Genomic DNA, 14,902 nt, shown 5'->3' on the forward strand with positions numbered 1-14,902 from the left:
GCGGGGAGGGGCTAGGCCCCGACCCCCAGGGCAGACAGAGCCCGTTCGCGGCTGGCCTTGTAGTCGACCTTGCCGTTGGGCGCGCGGCCGATGCTGGCCACCACGACCAGCTCCCGCGGCGCCTTGTAGGCCGCCAGGCGCGAGCGGACGTGGGCGGCCATGTCCTCCAGGCTGGGCGGAGCAGCATCGGGCTCGGGCTCGACGACAGCGCAGATCCGCTCGCCGAAGCGCGGGTCGGGCACGCCCACCACCACGGCGTCGCGCACCGAGGGGTGGGTCTTCAGGGCCTCTTCGACCTCTTCAGGGAAGACCTTTTCGCCGCCGGTGTTGATGCATTGGCTGCCGCGTCCCAACAGCTTCAGGGTTCCGTCCAGATTGACCTCGGCCCAGTCGCCCGGAACGCTCCAGCGCTGCCCTTCCATGGTCTTGAACGTCTTGGCGCTCTTCTCCGGGTCCTTGTAGTAGCCCGTCGGCAGGAAGCCCGAGACCGCGACAAGCCCGCGCTCGCCCGAGCCGGGCTCCACACGCCGGCCCTCCTCGGTGAAGACCGCGCAATTGGGGCCGAGCATGAAGGCCGCCGTTGCGGCTTCCGCGCCGGGCGCCGAGGCCGAGGCCCCCAGGCCGACGGCTTCGGACGAGCCGAACGAGTCCATGATCATCGCGTTGCGCGCGTGGCTCAGCAGGCCGCGCTTGTTCTCCTGGCTCCACATTGAGCCGGACGAACTCATCGCCTTGACGTTGGACAGGTCCCAGCGCCCGGGATTGGCCTCCAGCGCCTCCAGCATCGGTGTCGAGAAGGCGAGACCGACGATGACGATGTTGCCCGCCTGCAGCCGCACGGCCTCGTCCCACAGTTCCATGGCGTTGAAGTTGCGCGAGGGCAGGCTGGCGACCGTGCCGCCGATGTTGAGGGTGATGAACGCCGAGAATTGCCCGGTGCCGTGCATGAGCGGGCAGCAGACAAGGGTCATGGGGGGCGGGTATGAGCCGATCCGGCCGCTGACGTCCTGCGGGTGCTCCAGCGGCGGCAGGCCCATCAGGGCGTGGCCGCCGGCGCCGATCACGTTGAACAGGTCGTCCTGACGCCACATCACGCCCTTGGGCATGCCGGTGGTGCCGCCCGTGTAGAGCAGCACCAGATTGTCGGGCGAACGGCCCCAAGGCGCTCTGAACGGGCGCTGGGCGGGCGGCGCGGCTACGACCGTCTCATAGTCGTCGGCCCAGGCCGGAGCAGGGTGGCCGGGCTCGGCGACCGCGATCCAGCGCTTCACGGTCGGCAACTTGGCCCGCAGCGGCTCCAGGGTGTCGGCGAAGCCGGCGTGGAAGACCACGGCCTCGGCGTCGGCGTTGTCGAACAGGTAGGTCAGTTCTTCGCCGCCATAGCGGTAGTTGGTGTTGAGCGGCGCCATGCCGGCCTTGAAGGCTGCGTAGTAGGTCTCGAGGTACTCTGGACCGTTGTAGAGGTAGGCGGCGACCTTCGCGTCGGCTGAAAGGCCGTTCGCGACCAGATGTGCTGCCAAAGCGTCGGCGCGGGCGTCGAACTGGCCCCAGGTCACGACGCGGTCGCCCTGAATCAGGGCCGGATGGTCAGGCTGTTTGGCGGCGATCGCCTCCCAGACGTCAGCGAATGTCCACGCGCTCACCACGTCTCCTCCCATGCTTTTGTATTTTGGGAGGAAGTGGGGGGCACCCGCCGCCGAGTGTCAACGTTGACCCCAGGGCAGGGGCCGCAAGCGCCCTAAGCAGCGCGGGCCAGATGGCGGATGTCGCGGAACGACACCAGACGCTGTGCGGCTTCGTCCCACAGCGCCAGGCGGGCGTTCCTGAAGCTTTCCCACAGGCCGATGCGGCTGACGTCGTGCAGTTCCGGATGGTCCTTCAGCACTTGCGGCAGCCGATAGAAGGGAATGCGGCTGGACAGGTGGTGAACGTGGTGGATGCCGATGTTGGCGGTCAGCCAGCGCAGCGGCTGCGGCAGGTCGTAGTGCGAGCTGCCGTGCAGGGCGGCGTCGTCGCGGTTCCATTCCTTGTTCCGCGCCCAGGCGACCCCTTCGTACTGGTGCTGCACGAAGAAGAGCCAGACCCCGATCGTGGCTGCGACCACCATGGTCGTGAAGTTGACGAGGATCACAGGCGCGACGCCCAGCAGCCACATCATCACCCCGACGCCGACGGCGGCCACGGCGGTGTTTCCGAGCGTCGAGGCCCAGGGACGCCATCCCTCCTTCATGAGCCCGATCGGCAGGCGCTGCTGCAGGAAGAAGACGAAGGTCGGGCCCAGGCCGAACATCACCGCCGGGTTGCGATAGAGCCGATAGCCCAGCCGCCTGATCGGTGGGAGGGCGAGGTACTCCTCGACGGTAAGCATCTCGATCACGCCAAGGCCTCGGCGGTCCAGGTTGCCGGAGGTGGCGTGGTGCATGGCGTGGGTCCGGCGCCAGTAGTCGTATGGCGTCAGGGTCAACAGGCCGATGGTCCGCCCCACCCAGTCGTTGGCGGCCTTGTCCTCGAAGAACGACCCGTGACCGCAGTCATGCTGGATCATGAACAGCCGGACCAGGAAGACTGCGGCCGGAATGCTGAGCAGAAGGGCGAGCCACCAGAGGCCGAAATGGAACGCAGCCCAGCCTAGGCCCCAAAGGCCAATCAGGGCGGAGGCGGTCAGCGCCAGTTCGAAGATGCTGCGTGACAAACGCGGGCGCTTGTACGCGGAGAGCTTACGGCTCCAGTCGGCGGGCTTGGGGTCGGTCACGTGGTCCAGGTTCCGTCACATGGGCGGGAAGATCCTGTCAGCAGAATGCGGTGGTTCTACGACAGCACTTTGAAGGGCGGCATGGCATTAGGGGGAATTAACAGGGCGCGCCACGGCCATGCCTTGTCGCGGGATCGCCGGCGCCCCTAGGGTCGCGTCACATTGTGACAGTTTGGGGGGCGGACATGCACAGTCGCCGACATCTACTTCTTTCCGCCGGCGCGCTCGCCATCCTGGGCGGTTGCGCCAGCAAGGCCGCGGCCCCGCCTTTCGCAGCGCCGCCGCCCGCGCCGGCCCCTGATGCGGCCGCGCAACTGACCGCCTTCCTGGAGAAGATTTTCGACCAGGCGCTGGACGATTCGCCGCAACTGGTCACCGGGCTCGGCCTCGACAAGGGCGAGCGCGCCCAGGCCAAGTTCAAGCTCGACGACAGCTCGCTCGCCGAGAAGGCGCGGGCGAAGGCTCTGAACACCGCACAGTTGGCCGAGTTGAAGGCGATCGACCGCGCGCAGCTCTCGGGCATGCCGGGCGTGAACTACGACAGCGTGCTCTTCAATCTCGAGACCGCCGAGGCCGCCAACCAGCGGTTCGACTACGGCTATCTGGGCGCGGGCGTGCCCTACATGATCTCGCAGCTGAGCGGTTCCTATCAGTCGACGCCCGACTGGCTCGACAATCAGCATCGCATCGAGACCAAGGAGGACGCGGACGCCTATCTATCGCGCCTGGCCGACTTCGGAGCGATCATCGATCAGGAGGTCGAACGCGCCCGCAAGGATATCGGCGCGGGCGTCATCCCGCCGGACTTCATCATCGCCCGCGCCCTGCCGCAGATGCAGGGCATGCTGGTGGCGCCGGAGGCCTCGGGCCTGGTGACCTCGGTCGCCCGCCGGGCCAAGGACAAGGGCATCGCAGGCGACTATGCCGGCCAGGCCGCCAAGATCTACGCCGAGAAGGTGGCGCCCGCGCTGGAGCGCCAGGTCGCCCTCTTCAAGGAGACCCAGGGCAAGGCCTGGCACGACGCGGGCGTCTGGCGTCAGCCGGATGGCGAGGCCTATTACGAGCAGGCCCTGCACGGCTCGACCACGACGCGCCTGAGCGCCGAGGAGGTGCACAATATCGGGTTGGAACAGGCCAAGGCGCTGCAGTCGCGCGCCGACGTGCTGCTGCGCGGAGAGGGCCTGACCAAGGGCAGCGTCGGCGAGCGGATCCAGGCGCTCTACAAGGACAAGCGCTACCACTATCCGAACACCGATCCGGGCAAGGAAAAGCTGATCGCCGACCTGATGGAGATGGTCGCGGCGACCACCAAGCGCCTTCCCGAGTACTTCGATGCGCTGCCCAAGGCGCCGCTTCAGATCAAGCGGGTGCCCAAGACGATCGAGGCGGCCGCTCCCGGCGGCTACTACAATCAGCCCAGCCTCGATGGCTCGCGGCCGGGCATCTACTGGATCAACCTGCGCGACACGGCGGAGTATCCGAAGTGGGCGCTGCCGACCCTGACCTATCATGAGGGCGTGCCGGGCCATCATCTCCAGTTGTCGCTGCAGCAGGAGGCCGACCTGCCGATGATACGCCGCGCCACCTTCCTGTCGGCCTATGGCGAGGGTTGGGCGCTCTATGCCGAGGAGCTGGCCCGCGAGATGGGCGTCTATGATGGCGATCCGCGCGGCGAGATCGGCTACATCCAGGCGGCGCTGTTCCGCGCCGCACGCCTGGTGGTCGACACCGGCATGCACGCCAAGCGCTGGAGTCGCGAGAAGGCGATCGAGACGATGAGCGCCATCAGCGGCACGCCGACCACGGCCTCGACCACCGAGATCGAACGCTATGTCGTCTGGCCGGGGCAGGCCTGCAGCTACATGGTCGGCAAGCTGGAGTGGCTGCGGCTGCGGGAGAAGGCCAAGTCCGCGATGGGCGCGAGCTTCGACATCCGCAAGTTCCATGACGCCGGGCTGTTGTCAGGGGCGATGCCGCTGACCGTCCTCGAGGCGGTGGTCGATCAGTACATCGCCACGGCGCGGAGCTGACCTCAGGCGAGCCGGCGGTAGAGGCGCTCCACCTTGCCGCCGGTCTCGTAGGTCCCGACGTCCGACAGCCCGAGCTTGGCCAAGACGCGCTGTGAGCCAAGGTTGTCCGGGTGCACGCTCGCGGCGATGGCCGGCAGGCGCAGCGCCTGGAAGGCATGGTCGAGGAGGCAGGCGCCGGCTTCGGTCGCCAGGCCGCGGCCCCAGGCGTTCTTGCGTAGGCGATAGCCGATCTGGACATCGTCGGAGCCTGGCAGGGGCGTCAGCAGCGCCCAGCCCAGCAGGGTGGTCGGCGCGGCATGTTCGAAGAGGCTCCAGTATCCGAGGCCCTCGCCGAAGTCGGTTTGGATCTGAGCGGTCAGATGGGTGCGTTGACGTTCGGGCGGCCAGACCGCGCCGAGATAGCGCATCACATCGTGATCGCTGTTGATGGCGATGCTGGCGTCCAGGTCGCTGAACTGCCTGGGACGAAGCCTCAGGCGCGCGGTGACGAAGCTCGGTTGCCCCATCAGCCCCAGCTGTCGATCGAGCCGACGCGGCGCGCCGCCGGACGGGGCGTGCCGACGACCGCCGGAGCGATGACGGAGGCGGGGGCGTCGCTTGGCGCGCCGTAGAGCCAGCCCTGGGCGAAGTCGACCCCGGCGCGCCGCACGGCGTCCTCGGCGGCGGCGTTCTCCACCATCTCGGCGATGGTCCGGACCTTAAGCTCGGCGCACATGCGCACCAGATGACGGATGAAGGTGCTCTCGCGGCCGCCGTGCTGCAGTTCGCGGATGTAGCGGCCATCGATCTTGACGATGTCGAGGGTCAGTTGCTGCAGATAGGCCAGGGACGCGGCGCCCGCGCCGAAGTCGTCCAGGCAGATCACGCAGCCTTCCTGGCGCAGGGTGGACAGGTGGCGGTCGGCAAGGGCCAGGTCGTCGATCGCCGCGCTCTCGGTGATCTCCAGCAGCAGCCGCCCGGCGACGGTCGGCGACTTGGCCAGCATCTGACGCACGGCCTGGATGAAGGCGGGGCTGATGATCGTGCGGCCAGAGACGTTCGCCGCGAGCTTCAATCCCGGCTCCGCCGCAAGACGGGCGACGGTTTCCTCGACGACCGCGATGTCCAGAGGTTCGATCATGTCGAGCTCCTCTGCCATGCGGATCATCGGATAGGGGCTGGCGCTGTCGCCGAAGCGGACCAGCATCTCGTAGTGGTGCAGGGTCGAACCAGCCTTCAGATCGACGACCGGCTGGTAGACAAGGCGGAAGCGCTTGTCGTTCACCGCCGCGCCCAGCACCCCGACGTCGGCCAGGGTCTTCTTGATCGAGCGATCGACCATCTCGTTCAGGTCGAGCGTCCCGCCGTCGCTGACGCCTTCGTTGATGAAGTTGTCCAGCGCATAGCGGATCGCGCGGGCCAGTTGCGCGGGCGAGGCGGTGGACTGAAGCGTCATCAGCCGCGCATTGGCGTGCAGGCCTGAGCTTGAATCGGACGAGATCTGGGTGATGAGCCTTTGAACCAGGGCGTCGACGCCCTCGCCCTTCTGACGCACCAGGGCGAAGCGGTCGGAGCCCAGGCTGGCCGCGGCGGACCCGCCATGGGACTGCGCGCGAAGACCGCCGATCAGGCGCTGCTCGAGCGCGAGGAAGGCTTCGGGGGCCACCCGTTCACGCAGCGCCGCCAGGCCGCCGAACTCCAGGAACGCCATCTCCAGTTCCTGCCCGGTCGCGCGCGCCGCCTCGATCAGGGCGCCTGCCGCCGCCTCAAACGCGGCCTTGTCGTGCAGGTCATGGCTGGTCTTGGGCGCCGCGCGGCTGAAAGCGCAGGATACGGCCCCGCCGTTGCCGGGCATCTTGAACGCGCTCATCGCGGCTGCGCGCTCGGCTCCGCCGTCGCTGGCCAGACCGACCACGATCGGGCCGCCGCGTCCGCCGTCCTTGAGGCCGGCGAGCAGCGCATCGACCATCGCCCGGTCCCGCGGATCGATGAAGTCGCGCCAGGCGCGGCCGACCAGATCGGTCTCCGCCGAACCGGACAGCGCCTCGCTGGCCCCGATGGCCAATCCGATCCGGCCGTCGGGCGCGAGCTCCAGCAGGAGATCCGCGCTCGCGAAGGCGAAGCCGAGCAGGCGTTGAGGGGCTAAGGACAAGCGGACGGTCTCCATCCCGCGACGGGCGCCGCATACTTGCCAGACGCGATTAATTTCACGTTGAGACCGTGGTTCGCCTTAAATGGGGCGAACGGCTAAGTCTTCTCGTCTTCGAAGCCAGGGAGGATGCATGCGCGAACGCCTGACAGCCCGGGTGCTGCTGTTCGACGACGACGGACGGATCCTCCTGCTCAAGGGACGACTGCCGAACCGCAGCACGTCGTCCTGGTTCACCGTCGGCGGCGGTGTCGAGCCGGGGGAAACGCTGCTGGAAGCCGCGCTGCGCGAGATCGCCGAGGAGACAGGCTTCGTCGAGAATGTCGAGCTGGGGCCCATCGTGTGGACACGCGAGGCGGTCAGCATGCTCGCGAGCGGCGAAATGGCGTTGTTCAAGGAAAGCTACATCGTCGCGCGCTGCCGTGGCGGGGAGGTCTCCCGAGCGGGCTGGGAGGCTCATGAGCTTGACCTCATCGACGACATCCGCTGGTGGAGCCTGGAGGAAATCGCCGCGACCACCGACAGGATCTGGCCCGAACGCTTCTGCGAGCTGATCGGCGCGGCGGCGCGCGGCGAGCACCCTGCGTCGCCGCTGGAGATCAGCGTCGTCAGCGCCGCCGGCTGAACGCTGTCATCGGGGCGCCGTCTCGGCGCGATAGGGGAGGGGCATGCTGATCACCATTCTCGCCGCGGCCGCGGCCATCTCCGCAAGCTGCGATCTAGAGACGCCCAACGGCGAGCCCGGATGCACCCGCGCGGCGGTCGATGCGCTCAAGGTCAACGATCTGCAGGCGATCGGCACCCACAACTCATACAAGCAGGCGATCGCGCCCAGGCAGATGGCGTTGCTGCGGGTTGTTGATCCCAAGCAGGCTGACGGCCTGGACTACGCCCATCCGCCGCTGGCCGCCCAGCTGGGCGCCGGTGCGCGCCAGCTCGAGCTCGATCTGTTGAATGACCCGGGCGGCGGTCGCTATGCTTCGCCCCTGGCGATGAAGATGGCGCCCGACATCCCGTACGACCTCGCGCCGCTGCAGGGGCCGGGGATGAAGGTCATGCACGTCCAGGACATCGACTACCGCTCCAGCTGCGCGCGCTTCACCGATTGCCTGAAGGAGGTGGCGGCCTGGTCGAAGGCGCACCCCGATCACCTGCCGATCCTCATCCTCCTGAACCTCAAGGAGGGCGGGCTGAACGTCCCCGGAACGGTCGAGGCCCTCGCCTTCGACGCCGCCGCCATGGACGCGGTGGACGCCGAGATCCTGTCAGTCTTCCAGCCCGGCGAACTGATCACGCCAGGCAGCGTCCAGGGCCGCCGCGCCAGCCTGCGCGAGGCGGTGCTGGCAGGCGACTGGCCGACCCTGAAGGCCGCCCGCGGCAAGGTGATGTTCGCGCTCGACGCGCCGCCCGAGCAGGTCACCCTCTACCGCGGCCAGCGGCGCTCGCTGGAGGGACGGGCGATGTTCGTGAACATCGATGAGACGTCGCCGGCCGCCGGCTACATCACCCTCAACGAGCCCAAGGAGCAGGCCGCCCGCATCGCCGCGGCGGTGAAGGCCGGTTTCATCGTCCGCACCCGCGCCGACGCCGACACGCTCGAGGCGCGCAATGGCGATCTCAGCCGCCAGCAGGCTGCGTTCAGCTCCGGCGCGCAGTACGTCTCGACCGACTACATGGCGCCTGACCCGCGCCTGGGCGCCTACAGCGTCCAACTGCCCGGCGGGGGAACCGCGCGGCGCAGCCCGGCGCGCTAGGGCCGCGCGTCCGGATACTGCGGCAGGTCGTCGGTGATCGGCCACCAGTCGGCTTTGGAGTCGACGTAGAAGTGGAAGTCCAGTTTCGCCCCGACCGGCGCATCCAGCGTCCCGGCCCGCAGGCGGATGAACCCGGGCTTGCTCGCCAGCCGGCTGAACAATGGCCCGCCGCACCGGCGGCAGAACACCCGCTCCTTGCCCGGCGACGACTCGTAGGCGGTCAGCTCGGCCTCGCCGCTGAGCATCCGCACGTTACGGGTTTCCAGCGGAATATTGGCGCCGAACGGCCCGCCCTGAGCCTTGCGGCAGTCGCCGCAATGACAGAGCTGGATCGGCGGCAGATCGCCTTCGACCTCGAAGCGGACAGCACGGCAAAGGCAGGATCCGGCGTGCATTTGGTCAATCTCCTGAAGCCTTGACGCGAGCATTAGGGTTAAGGCCGCTGAAACTAACCAAAAGCGTTTACGGGCAGTTGACGGAACGTCGTTATATTTCGCGCATGACCCGTTTCTCGATCCAGTATGAGGAACCGTCCCCGCGGAAGCCGGCTCCGAACGGGTGGGTGATCGTTCGCGTCTTCATCTGGACGCTGCTGTTCGCCTGCTTCGGACTCTGGAGCTGGGCCATGCTGGCCAAGTAGCAACTGGCCCGCGCCTTGCGTTCGCACTCCTCCGACTGGGCAAAACGTCCCGACGGAGGACACAATGCGGTTCACATTCGCCGAAGAAGTGCAGGCTCCCCGCCGCAACCCCCTGATGGTCTGGGCGCGCCGAGCGTTCGACATGATCGTCGTCGGGGCGCTGCTGCTGGCGGCGGCCGAGACCATCTCGTTCCTGCGGGACCTCGCGGTCTAGGGCCGTCATCGGCTTGTCATCTCCGCGTCGCATGACCGTTCCGAGCCAGGCTCGGGAGATCGTCGCACGATGGGGCAAGCCAGCGCCTTCCTTTGGGCCTACCTGTTCGACGACGGCCTCGCGCGGCCTCTGACCGAGGCCACCGCGCATGCCCATCCGGCCTGCCCGCAGGCGTGGGTCTGGACCCACTTCCCCCTGAGCGACCAACGCGCGCGTCTCCACCTCGAAGACTTCGCCGAAATGCCCGCCGCGGCGCGCGACTTGATCCTGCGCACGGAGCAGCGCGTGCAGATCCAGTTCAGCGGCGCCTGGGCCTATGGCGTCCTTCCCGACTTCGAGCGTGACCTTGACGGCCGCGCCAACGGCGCCGGTCGACTGTTGTTCGCCCTCTCCGAGCGGCGCCTGGTCACCGCCCGCCGCCAGGCGCTGCGCGTCGTCGATGAGGTGCGGCGCGAGGCCGAGCGCGGTGAGCGCCTCCAGGCACCGGCGGACGCCGTGATCCGCCTGATCGAACGCTATGTCGACGTCTCGGAGATGCGGCTGCACGCCGCCGCGGAGGCGCTGGATCGTGTCGAGGATCACATGCTGGGGGGACACGGTGAGGTCGAGGGATTGAAGCTTGGGCCCACCCGCCGGAGCCTGTCGCGCGATCACCGCGAGTACCTTGGCTTGCGCAGCGCCCTGCACCGCGCCTGCGCGCCGCGCGCCGCCCACGGGGTGGATCTGCTGTCATCGCACCTTCCCCGCCTGGCGCAGGAAGCCGAAGACCTAGACCGTGAAGCCGCCAGTCTGCAGGAGCGGGCCCGGCTCGTGCACGAAGAGATCGACACCCAGATCACCAGCGCCACCAATCGCAGCATGAAGGCGCTGACGGTGATGTCGAGCCTGCTGATCCCGCCGACAGTGATTGTTGGCGCCTTCGGAATGAACCTCGAGGGCATGCCCTTCGCCGCCTCGCACGCGGGCTTCGCAGCGGCCTGCGGGCTCTGTCTGGCGGTGGTGGGAGGCGCCTACTGGCTGCTGCGGCGGATGCGGGTCATGTCCTGACGCCACGGCGCCCTGGAAACGCGCCCCGAACCGCGTCTAGTGAGGCCAACGACCCTGGGGAGAGACGCCGTTGAAGATCCTGAGCCTGACGCTTGCTGCCTGTCTGCTGGCCAGCGCCGCCCACGCCGAGGCCCCCAGCGTCGCCAAGGTCGGCGACCTGCCCGCGGTCTTCGACGACCTTGGCGTCGCGGTCCAGACCTTGAAGACCGCCGACGGGCGCACGGTCCATTTCACTGACACCGGCGAGCCTGGTTTCCGGCCAGTCCTGTTCATGGGCGGGACCGGCACCAGCGCGCGCGCCTTCGAGATGACCGAATTCCTGAAATCGATGCGCAAGCAGCTGAAGCTGCGCTTCATCACGGTCGAGCGTAACGGCTTTGGCGACAGCCCGATCAGGGCAGGATGGGGTTATGCCGACTATGTCGCCGAAGTGCGCGCGGTGCTCGACCATCTGCAGGTCCAGCGCGCCTCGGGCGTGGCGATCTCGGGCGGCGGACCGTACATGGCGCAGGTGGCTGCGGCGATGCCTGAGCGCCTGATCTCCCTTCACCTGCTGGCGGCTGCGACCCAGCGCCCGCCCGAGGACGCCGTCTGCAAGCTGAGCGCCGATCAACTCACCGCGTTCATGAAGTCCCAGGTGCAGAACCCCAAGACCTGGTGGGGCTTCCCGAAGGACAGCCCGACCCACAAGATCCCCGGCTTCGCCGACCGCGCCTATGACGAGGGCGCACGAGCGTTCTACATCCGTGGCCAGATGGGCGACCCCGCGCCCGAGGTCGCCGAGGTCATGCGATACTGCGGTCCTTCCCCAGACCTCTCGGCGGTCAAGGCGCCGGCCTTCATCTACCAGGGGACGGCCGACACCTTGGTCACGGTGGAGACGGCTGAACGCTGGAAGGCCCAGTTGCCGAACGTCGTCGAGATGCGGCTGTATCCGGGCGAGGGGCACGACGTGCAGTATCGCCATTGGGATCAGCTGCTGCTGGACGTGGCCGGTCATGCCGACCTTACTGTCCTCTGCGCCTCGGGTCGCTCGCTGGCGGTTCCCAAGGCGCAAGCCGAACGCAAGCTGAAGGCAGGCGCGACGTTGGGCGTCTGCGCCTGGGCCAAGCCGGCGGCCGGTTAGACGCTCGCCTTCACGGGCTCTCCGGGCGCGTCGGGATCCTGGTCCTCGATGTCCTCCAGTTCGCCCTCCCACTTGGCCACGACCGCGGCCGCGACCGAGTTGCCGACCACGTTCGTCGCCGAGCGCCCCATGTCCAGCAGATGGTCGACGCCGAGCACGATGGCGATCCAGGCTTCGGGCAGGCCGAAGTAGGTGAGGGTGGCCATGATCACCACCAGCGAGGCGCGTGGCACGCCGGCGATGCCCTTCGAGGTCACCATCAGCAGCAGCAGCATGAAGATCTGCTGCTGGACCGTCAGGTGCACGCCGTGCGCCTGGGTGATGAAGATGGTCGCGAACGTGCAGTAGAGCATCGAGCCGTCGAGGTTGAACGAGTACCCCAGCGGCAGCACGAACGAGACGATGCGGCGGCGGACGCCGACCTTGGGCAGGGCGTCCAGGATGCGGGGATAGGCGGCTTCCGAACTGGCGGTCGAGAAGGCCAGCAGGGCCGGCGTGCGGATGACGCCGAACAGCGGCACCACGCGTTTGCCGATCACCAGGAAGCCGGCGATGAACAGCAGCACCCACAGCACGCCCATGGTCGCATAGAAGCCGACGACGAACTTGCCGTAGACCGCCAGCATGGCCAGGCCCTGCGTCGCGATGGTCGAGGCCAACGCCGCGAAGATGGCCAGCGGGGCCAACTTCATCACGAACTCGGTGACCTTCAGCATGATCTGGGCGCCCTGTTCGACCAGGACGGCCACGGCCGGCGCACGATCGTCGACCGCGGCGACCGCGGTGCCGACGAACAGCGAGAAGACGACGATCTGCAGGATCTCGTTCTTGGCCATTGCGTCGACGATCGAGGTCGGCACCAGGTGGGTGATGAAGCCCTTCAGGGTGAAGGCGTCGGTGCTGGCTGCGGTGGGCGCGGCGGCGGCCGCGGTCTCCAGGTGCAGACCCGCGCCCGGCTGCAGCAGGTGCACCATCATCAGCCCGACAAGCAGCGAGACGACGGAGGCGCCGATGAACCAGCCCATGGTCTTGGCGCCGATCCGGCCGACGGCGGCGGCGTCCTCCATGTGGGCGATGCCCGCGACCAGGGTGGTGAACACCAGCGGCGCGATGATCATCTTGATCAGGCGCAGGAAGACGTCGGTGATCAGCGACAGGTTTTCGGCGGCCTGCTTGGCCTGTTCGGGGCTCAGGAACTGGTTGCACGCCCACCCGACCCCCACGCCCAGCACCATGGAAAGGACAATCAGCAGGGCGAAACGGCGGTTCATAGGCTGCTCACGGCTCGTGGAAGGCGGTCGGCGCGGCCTCGCCGCGAAATTCCGACTTTCCATCAAGACGCACGCGGGCCTCGGCGCCTCATGCCAAATCGTCGCCCGGTCATAACCTTTGCGCTCGAAAGCGCGCCGGCCCTAGTCCGGGACCACGTCGAACGCGATGGTGGTGCGTACCTGATCGCCGCCGAACGGCACGGTGCCGTGCCACATGTAAGATGGGAACAGCGCCAGCAGGCCGGGCTGCGGCCGAACGAAATGCTCGGCCTCCAGCGCCGGCCGGGTGGGGATCGGCGGCGCGCCGAAGCGCAGCCATCCGGCGCGATCGTCCTCGCCGGCCCCGAGGGCCTGCGGCACGTCGATGTAGCAGGCCGACGAGATCCAGCCCTGCGGGTGGATGTGATCGACGTGGAAGCCGCCGGGGCGCAGCCGTACCGACCACGCGCCGAGCACCCTGTGGCCGCCGCGGTTGCGGCCGCGGAACATGTCGTCCCCGATCCCGACTGCGGCGCGATACGCACCGATCGGCCCTTCGATCGCCTCGAAGAAGGCGCGTATGGCGGGATGCTCGGAGGCCAGCAGGTTCTGCGAGGTCTGGGTGCCGCCGCGCACTGACTGCTCGACCGGGTGGGCCTGCAGGGCATGCAGGTCGGCGAGGGCTACGCGCAGGTCGCCCAGATAGGCGTCCAGGGTGCTCCAGCCGCGCGGCGTATCGATCGTCTGGGCGCGGACCAGGGCGCCATAGTCCCAAAGGTCGCGATATCTCTCATCGCCCGCCAGCCGTCGTGCGGTCGCCAGGGCTGCGGCCGCCTCCTGATCGATCGGGTTCTCGGCCAGCAGGTGCTCGGCGATCTGGGCGGCGGCGCTTGCCTCGCCCAGGGCGAGGTGGGCGTGGGCCATCGTTCGTCTGGCGGACTGATCGCGCGGGCTGCGGGCCAGTACCGATGCGCAAAGATCGCGGCTGCGTTCGGGCGCGACGCTCAGCGAAAGGGCGGCCGTTTCGAGCGCCAGGCGTAGATCGCCGGGAGCCGCCGCAAGCGCCGCCTGCGCGAAAGCCAAGGCCTCTTCTTCGCCCGCGATATGGTTGAGCAGCCGGATCTTAACGCCGGACAGGACGGGGCCTAGCGCTGGCTGCGACCGCGCAGCGTCCAGGGCTGCATTGATCGGCGCCAACGCCAGCGCCGCGTCGCCCGAGCGCATCCAGATCAGCTGGCCCAGGTCGCGCAGCGCGTCCGCATAGCCGGGCCGCTTGGTCACCGCCGTACGGAACGCCGTCTGCGCCTTTTCGAACCTGCGCAGGCCTTGAAGGGCGCGGCCGTAGACAAGCCAGGTCTCGGGCGCATCCAACCCGAGTGAGAAGGCGCGTTCCGCTTCGGCGGCGGCTTCACGGTCGCGGCCTGCGTCCCCAAGGCCTGAGGCGACATTGTGGGCCGCGACGCCGCTGGTCGGGTTGAGCTGGGCGGCGCGGGCGTAGTCGGCCAACGACTCCGGCTTGCGATCCAGCGCCTTCAGCGCCGCGGCGCGGGCGGACAGCGCCTCGTGCCACGCAGCCTCGCCTTGGGTGAACGGGCGGACCAACACCTCGGCCTCAGCGGCCCGGCCGCCGGCGGTCAGCAAGCGGGCGAGCGCCGCAGCAGCTTGGACACAGTCCGGGGCCTGCGCCAGCACTCCGCGATAGGCGCGCTCGGCTTCGGCCAGCCGGCCGGCCCGTCCAAGCGCGCGGGCCTGTTCCAGCATCTGGGATACGGTTGGGGAGGGCGGAGGCGGGATGGCGGCGGACAAGCGTCTCGACTTCCGTTCACTGAGCATTGGCGAGCCCGATGCGCGAGCGTGCGCGCACATTGTGCGAACGCCCTGCCGAGCCTGTCCAGTGGGCGCCGGATGTGTAGGCGAGACGCAAAAGCCGCACTCGTGAAGTGCTCGGCGCCGCACTGCAA

General features: G+C 68.4%; 14 protein-coding genes. 7 read left to right on the forward strand and 7 right to left on the reverse strand.

The window, feature by feature from the left end:
• Nucleotides 1-11 precede the first annotated feature (11 nt).
• Nucleotides 12-1,643 carry an acyl-CoA synthetase gene (locus ASC79_RS17345; RefSeq protein WP_082532189.1) on the reverse strand — a complete coding sequence of 544 codons (1,632 nt, stop codon included), beginning with the start codon at nt 1,641-1,643 and terminating at the stop codon, nt 12-14.
• 95 nt (nt 1,644-1,738) lie between these two features.
• Nucleotides 1,739-2,752, reverse strand: coding sequence for a fatty acid desaturase (locus ASC79_RS17350; RefSeq protein WP_200937221.1), 1,014 nt, complete (start codon nt 2,750-2,752; stop codon nt 1,739-1,741).
• A gap of 185 nt (nt 2,753-2,937) precedes the next feature.
• Between ASC79_RS17350 and ASC79_RS17355 the strand changes: the two genes are divergently transcribed.
• Nucleotides 2,938-4,782 (forward strand): DUF885 family protein, encoded by a 1,845-nt coding sequence (locus ASC79_RS17355; protein ID WP_056021552.1) that lies wholly within the window; start codon nt 2,938-2,940, stop codon nt 4,780-4,782.
• 2 nt (nt 4,783-4,784) lie between these two features.
• On the opposite strand, the gene ASC79_RS17360 is transcribed toward ASC79_RS17355, so the two are convergent.
• Both ASC79_RS17360 and ASC79_RS17365 read right to left on the reverse strand, forming a co-directional pair.
• Nucleotides 4,785-5,288, reverse strand: a complete 504-nt coding sequence (locus tag ASC79_RS17360) for a GNAT family N-acetyltransferase (RefSeq protein WP_056021549.1) — start codon at nt 5,286-5,288, stop codon at nt 4,785-4,787.
• On the reverse strand, nt 5,288-6,913 hold the full coding sequence (locus tag ASC79_RS17365; protein WP_082532228.1) for an EAL domain-containing protein: 1,626 nt from the start codon (nt 6,911-6,913) through the stop codon (nt 5,288-5,290). The genes ASC79_RS17360 and ASC79_RS17365 overlap by 1 nt, the downstream gene beginning before the upstream one ends.
• 130 nt (nt 6,914-7,043) lie before the next feature.
• On the opposite strand from ASC79_RS17365, the gene ASC79_RS17370 reads away from it, so the two are divergent.
• Both ASC79_RS17370 and ASC79_RS17375 read left to right on the forward strand, forming a co-directional pair.
• Nucleotides 7,044-7,535, forward strand: coding sequence for an NUDIX hydrolase (locus tag ASC79_RS17370; RefSeq protein WP_056021542.1), 492 nt, complete (start codon nt 7,044-7,046; stop codon nt 7,533-7,535).
• Nucleotides 7,536-7,578: 43 nt separating this feature from the next.
• The gene (locus ASC79_RS17375; protein WP_056021539.1) at nt 7,579-8,664 is read left to right on the forward strand and encodes a Ca2+-dependent phosphoinositide-specific phospholipase C; all 1,086 of its coding nucleotides are present in this window, start codon (nt 7,579-7,581) and stop codon (nt 8,662-8,664) included.
• On the opposite strand, the gene ASC79_RS17380 is transcribed toward ASC79_RS17375, so the two are convergent.
• Nucleotides 8,661-9,059, reverse strand: a complete 399-nt coding sequence (locus ASC79_RS17380; RefSeq protein ID WP_082532192.1) for a GFA family protein — start codon at nt 9,057-9,059, stop codon at nt 8,661-8,663. The genes ASC79_RS17375 and ASC79_RS17380 overlap by 4 nt on opposite strands.
• Before the next feature lie 104 nt (nt 9,060-9,163).
• Here ASC79_RS17380 and ASC79_RS21165 point away from each other — a divergent pair, with 104 nt between their 5' ends.
• From ASC79_RS21165 to ASC79_RS17390, 4 genes are all read left to right on the forward strand, one after another.
• Nucleotides 9,164-9,304: a hypothetical protein gene (locus ASC79_RS21165; RefSeq protein ID WP_156378370.1), complete on the forward strand. Its 141-nt coding sequence runs from the start codon at nt 9,164-9,166 to the stop codon at nt 9,302-9,304.
• 64 nt (nt 9,305-9,368) lie between these two features.
• Nucleotides 9,369-9,518 (forward strand): hypothetical protein, encoded by a 150-nt coding sequence (locus ASC79_RS21170; protein ID WP_156378369.1) that lies wholly within the window; start codon nt 9,369-9,371, stop codon nt 9,516-9,518.
• Nucleotides 9,519-9,587: 69 nt separating this feature from the next.
• The gene (locus tag ASC79_RS17385; protein WP_056021533.1) at nt 9,588-10,565 is read left to right on the forward strand and encodes a CorA family divalent cation transporter; all 978 of its coding nucleotides are present in this window, start codon (nt 9,588-9,590) and stop codon (nt 10,563-10,565) included.
• A 70-nt stretch (nt 10,566-10,635) separates the two neighbouring features.
• A complete protein-coding gene (locus ASC79_RS17390) occupies nt 10,636-11,691 on the forward strand; it encodes an alpha/beta fold hydrolase (protein ID WP_056021531.1) in 1,056 nt (351 codons plus the stop codon).
• Here ASC79_RS17390 and ASC79_RS17395 read toward each other — a convergent pair.
• Together ASC79_RS17395 and ASC79_RS17400 are read right to left on the reverse strand one after the other, a co-directional pair.
• Nucleotides 11,688-12,962, reverse strand: coding sequence for a dicarboxylate/amino acid:cation symporter (locus tag ASC79_RS17395; protein WP_056021528.1), 1,275 nt, complete (start codon nt 12,960-12,962; stop codon nt 11,688-11,690). The two genes, ASC79_RS17390 and ASC79_RS17395, sit on opposite strands and share 4 nt — an antisense overlap.
• Nucleotides 12,963-13,103: 141 nt before the next feature.
• A complete protein-coding gene (locus ASC79_RS17400; RefSeq protein WP_056106316.1) occupies nt 13,104-14,747 on the reverse strand; it encodes a putative 2OG-Fe(II) oxygenase in 1,644 nt (547 codons plus the stop codon).
• Between the last annotated feature and the right edge of the window lie 155 nt (nt 14,748-14,902).

It is taken from the genome of Phenylobacterium sp. Root1290, assembly GCF_001425305.1.
In the GTDB taxonomy this organism is placed as follows: Bacteria; Pseudomonadota; Alphaproteobacteria; order Caulobacterales; family Caulobacteraceae; genus Phenylobacterium.

Coding starts and splice junctions, on each gene's coding strand:
- ASC79_RS17355 (WP_056021552.1), top strand. CDS start 2,938: ATGCACAGTCGCCGACATCTACTTCTTTCCGCCGGCGCGCTCGCCATC.
- ASC79_RS17360 (WP_056021549.1), bottom strand. CDS start 5,288: ATGGGGCAACCGAGCTTCGTCACCGCGCGCCTGAGGCTTCGTCCCAGG.
- ASC79_RS17370 (WP_056021542.1), top strand. CDS start 7,044: ATGCGCGAACGCCTGACAGCCCGGGTGCTGCTGTTCGACGACGACGGA.
- ASC79_RS17375 (WP_056021539.1), top strand. CDS start 7,579: ATGCTGATCACCATTCTCGCCGCGGCCGCGGCCATCTCCGCAAGCTGC.
- ASC79_RS17380 (WP_082532192.1), bottom strand. CDS start 9,059: ATGCACGCCGGATCCTGCCTTTGCCGTGCTGTCCGCTTCGAGGTCGAA.
- ASC79_RS21165 (WP_156378370.1), top strand. CDS start 9,164: ATGACCCGTTTCTCGATCCAGTATGAGGAACCGTCCCCGCGGAAGCCG.
- ASC79_RS21170 (WP_156378369.1), top strand. CDS start 9,369: ATGCGGTTCACATTCGCCGAAGAAGTGCAGGCTCCCCGCCGCAACCCC.
- ASC79_RS17385 (WP_056021533.1), top strand. CDS start 9,588: ATGGGGCAAGCCAGCGCCTTCCTTTGGGCCTACCTGTTCGACGACGGC.
- ASC79_RS17395 (WP_056021528.1), bottom strand. CDS start 12,962: ATGAACCGCCGTTTCGCCCTGCTGATTGTCCTTTCCATGGTGCTGGGC.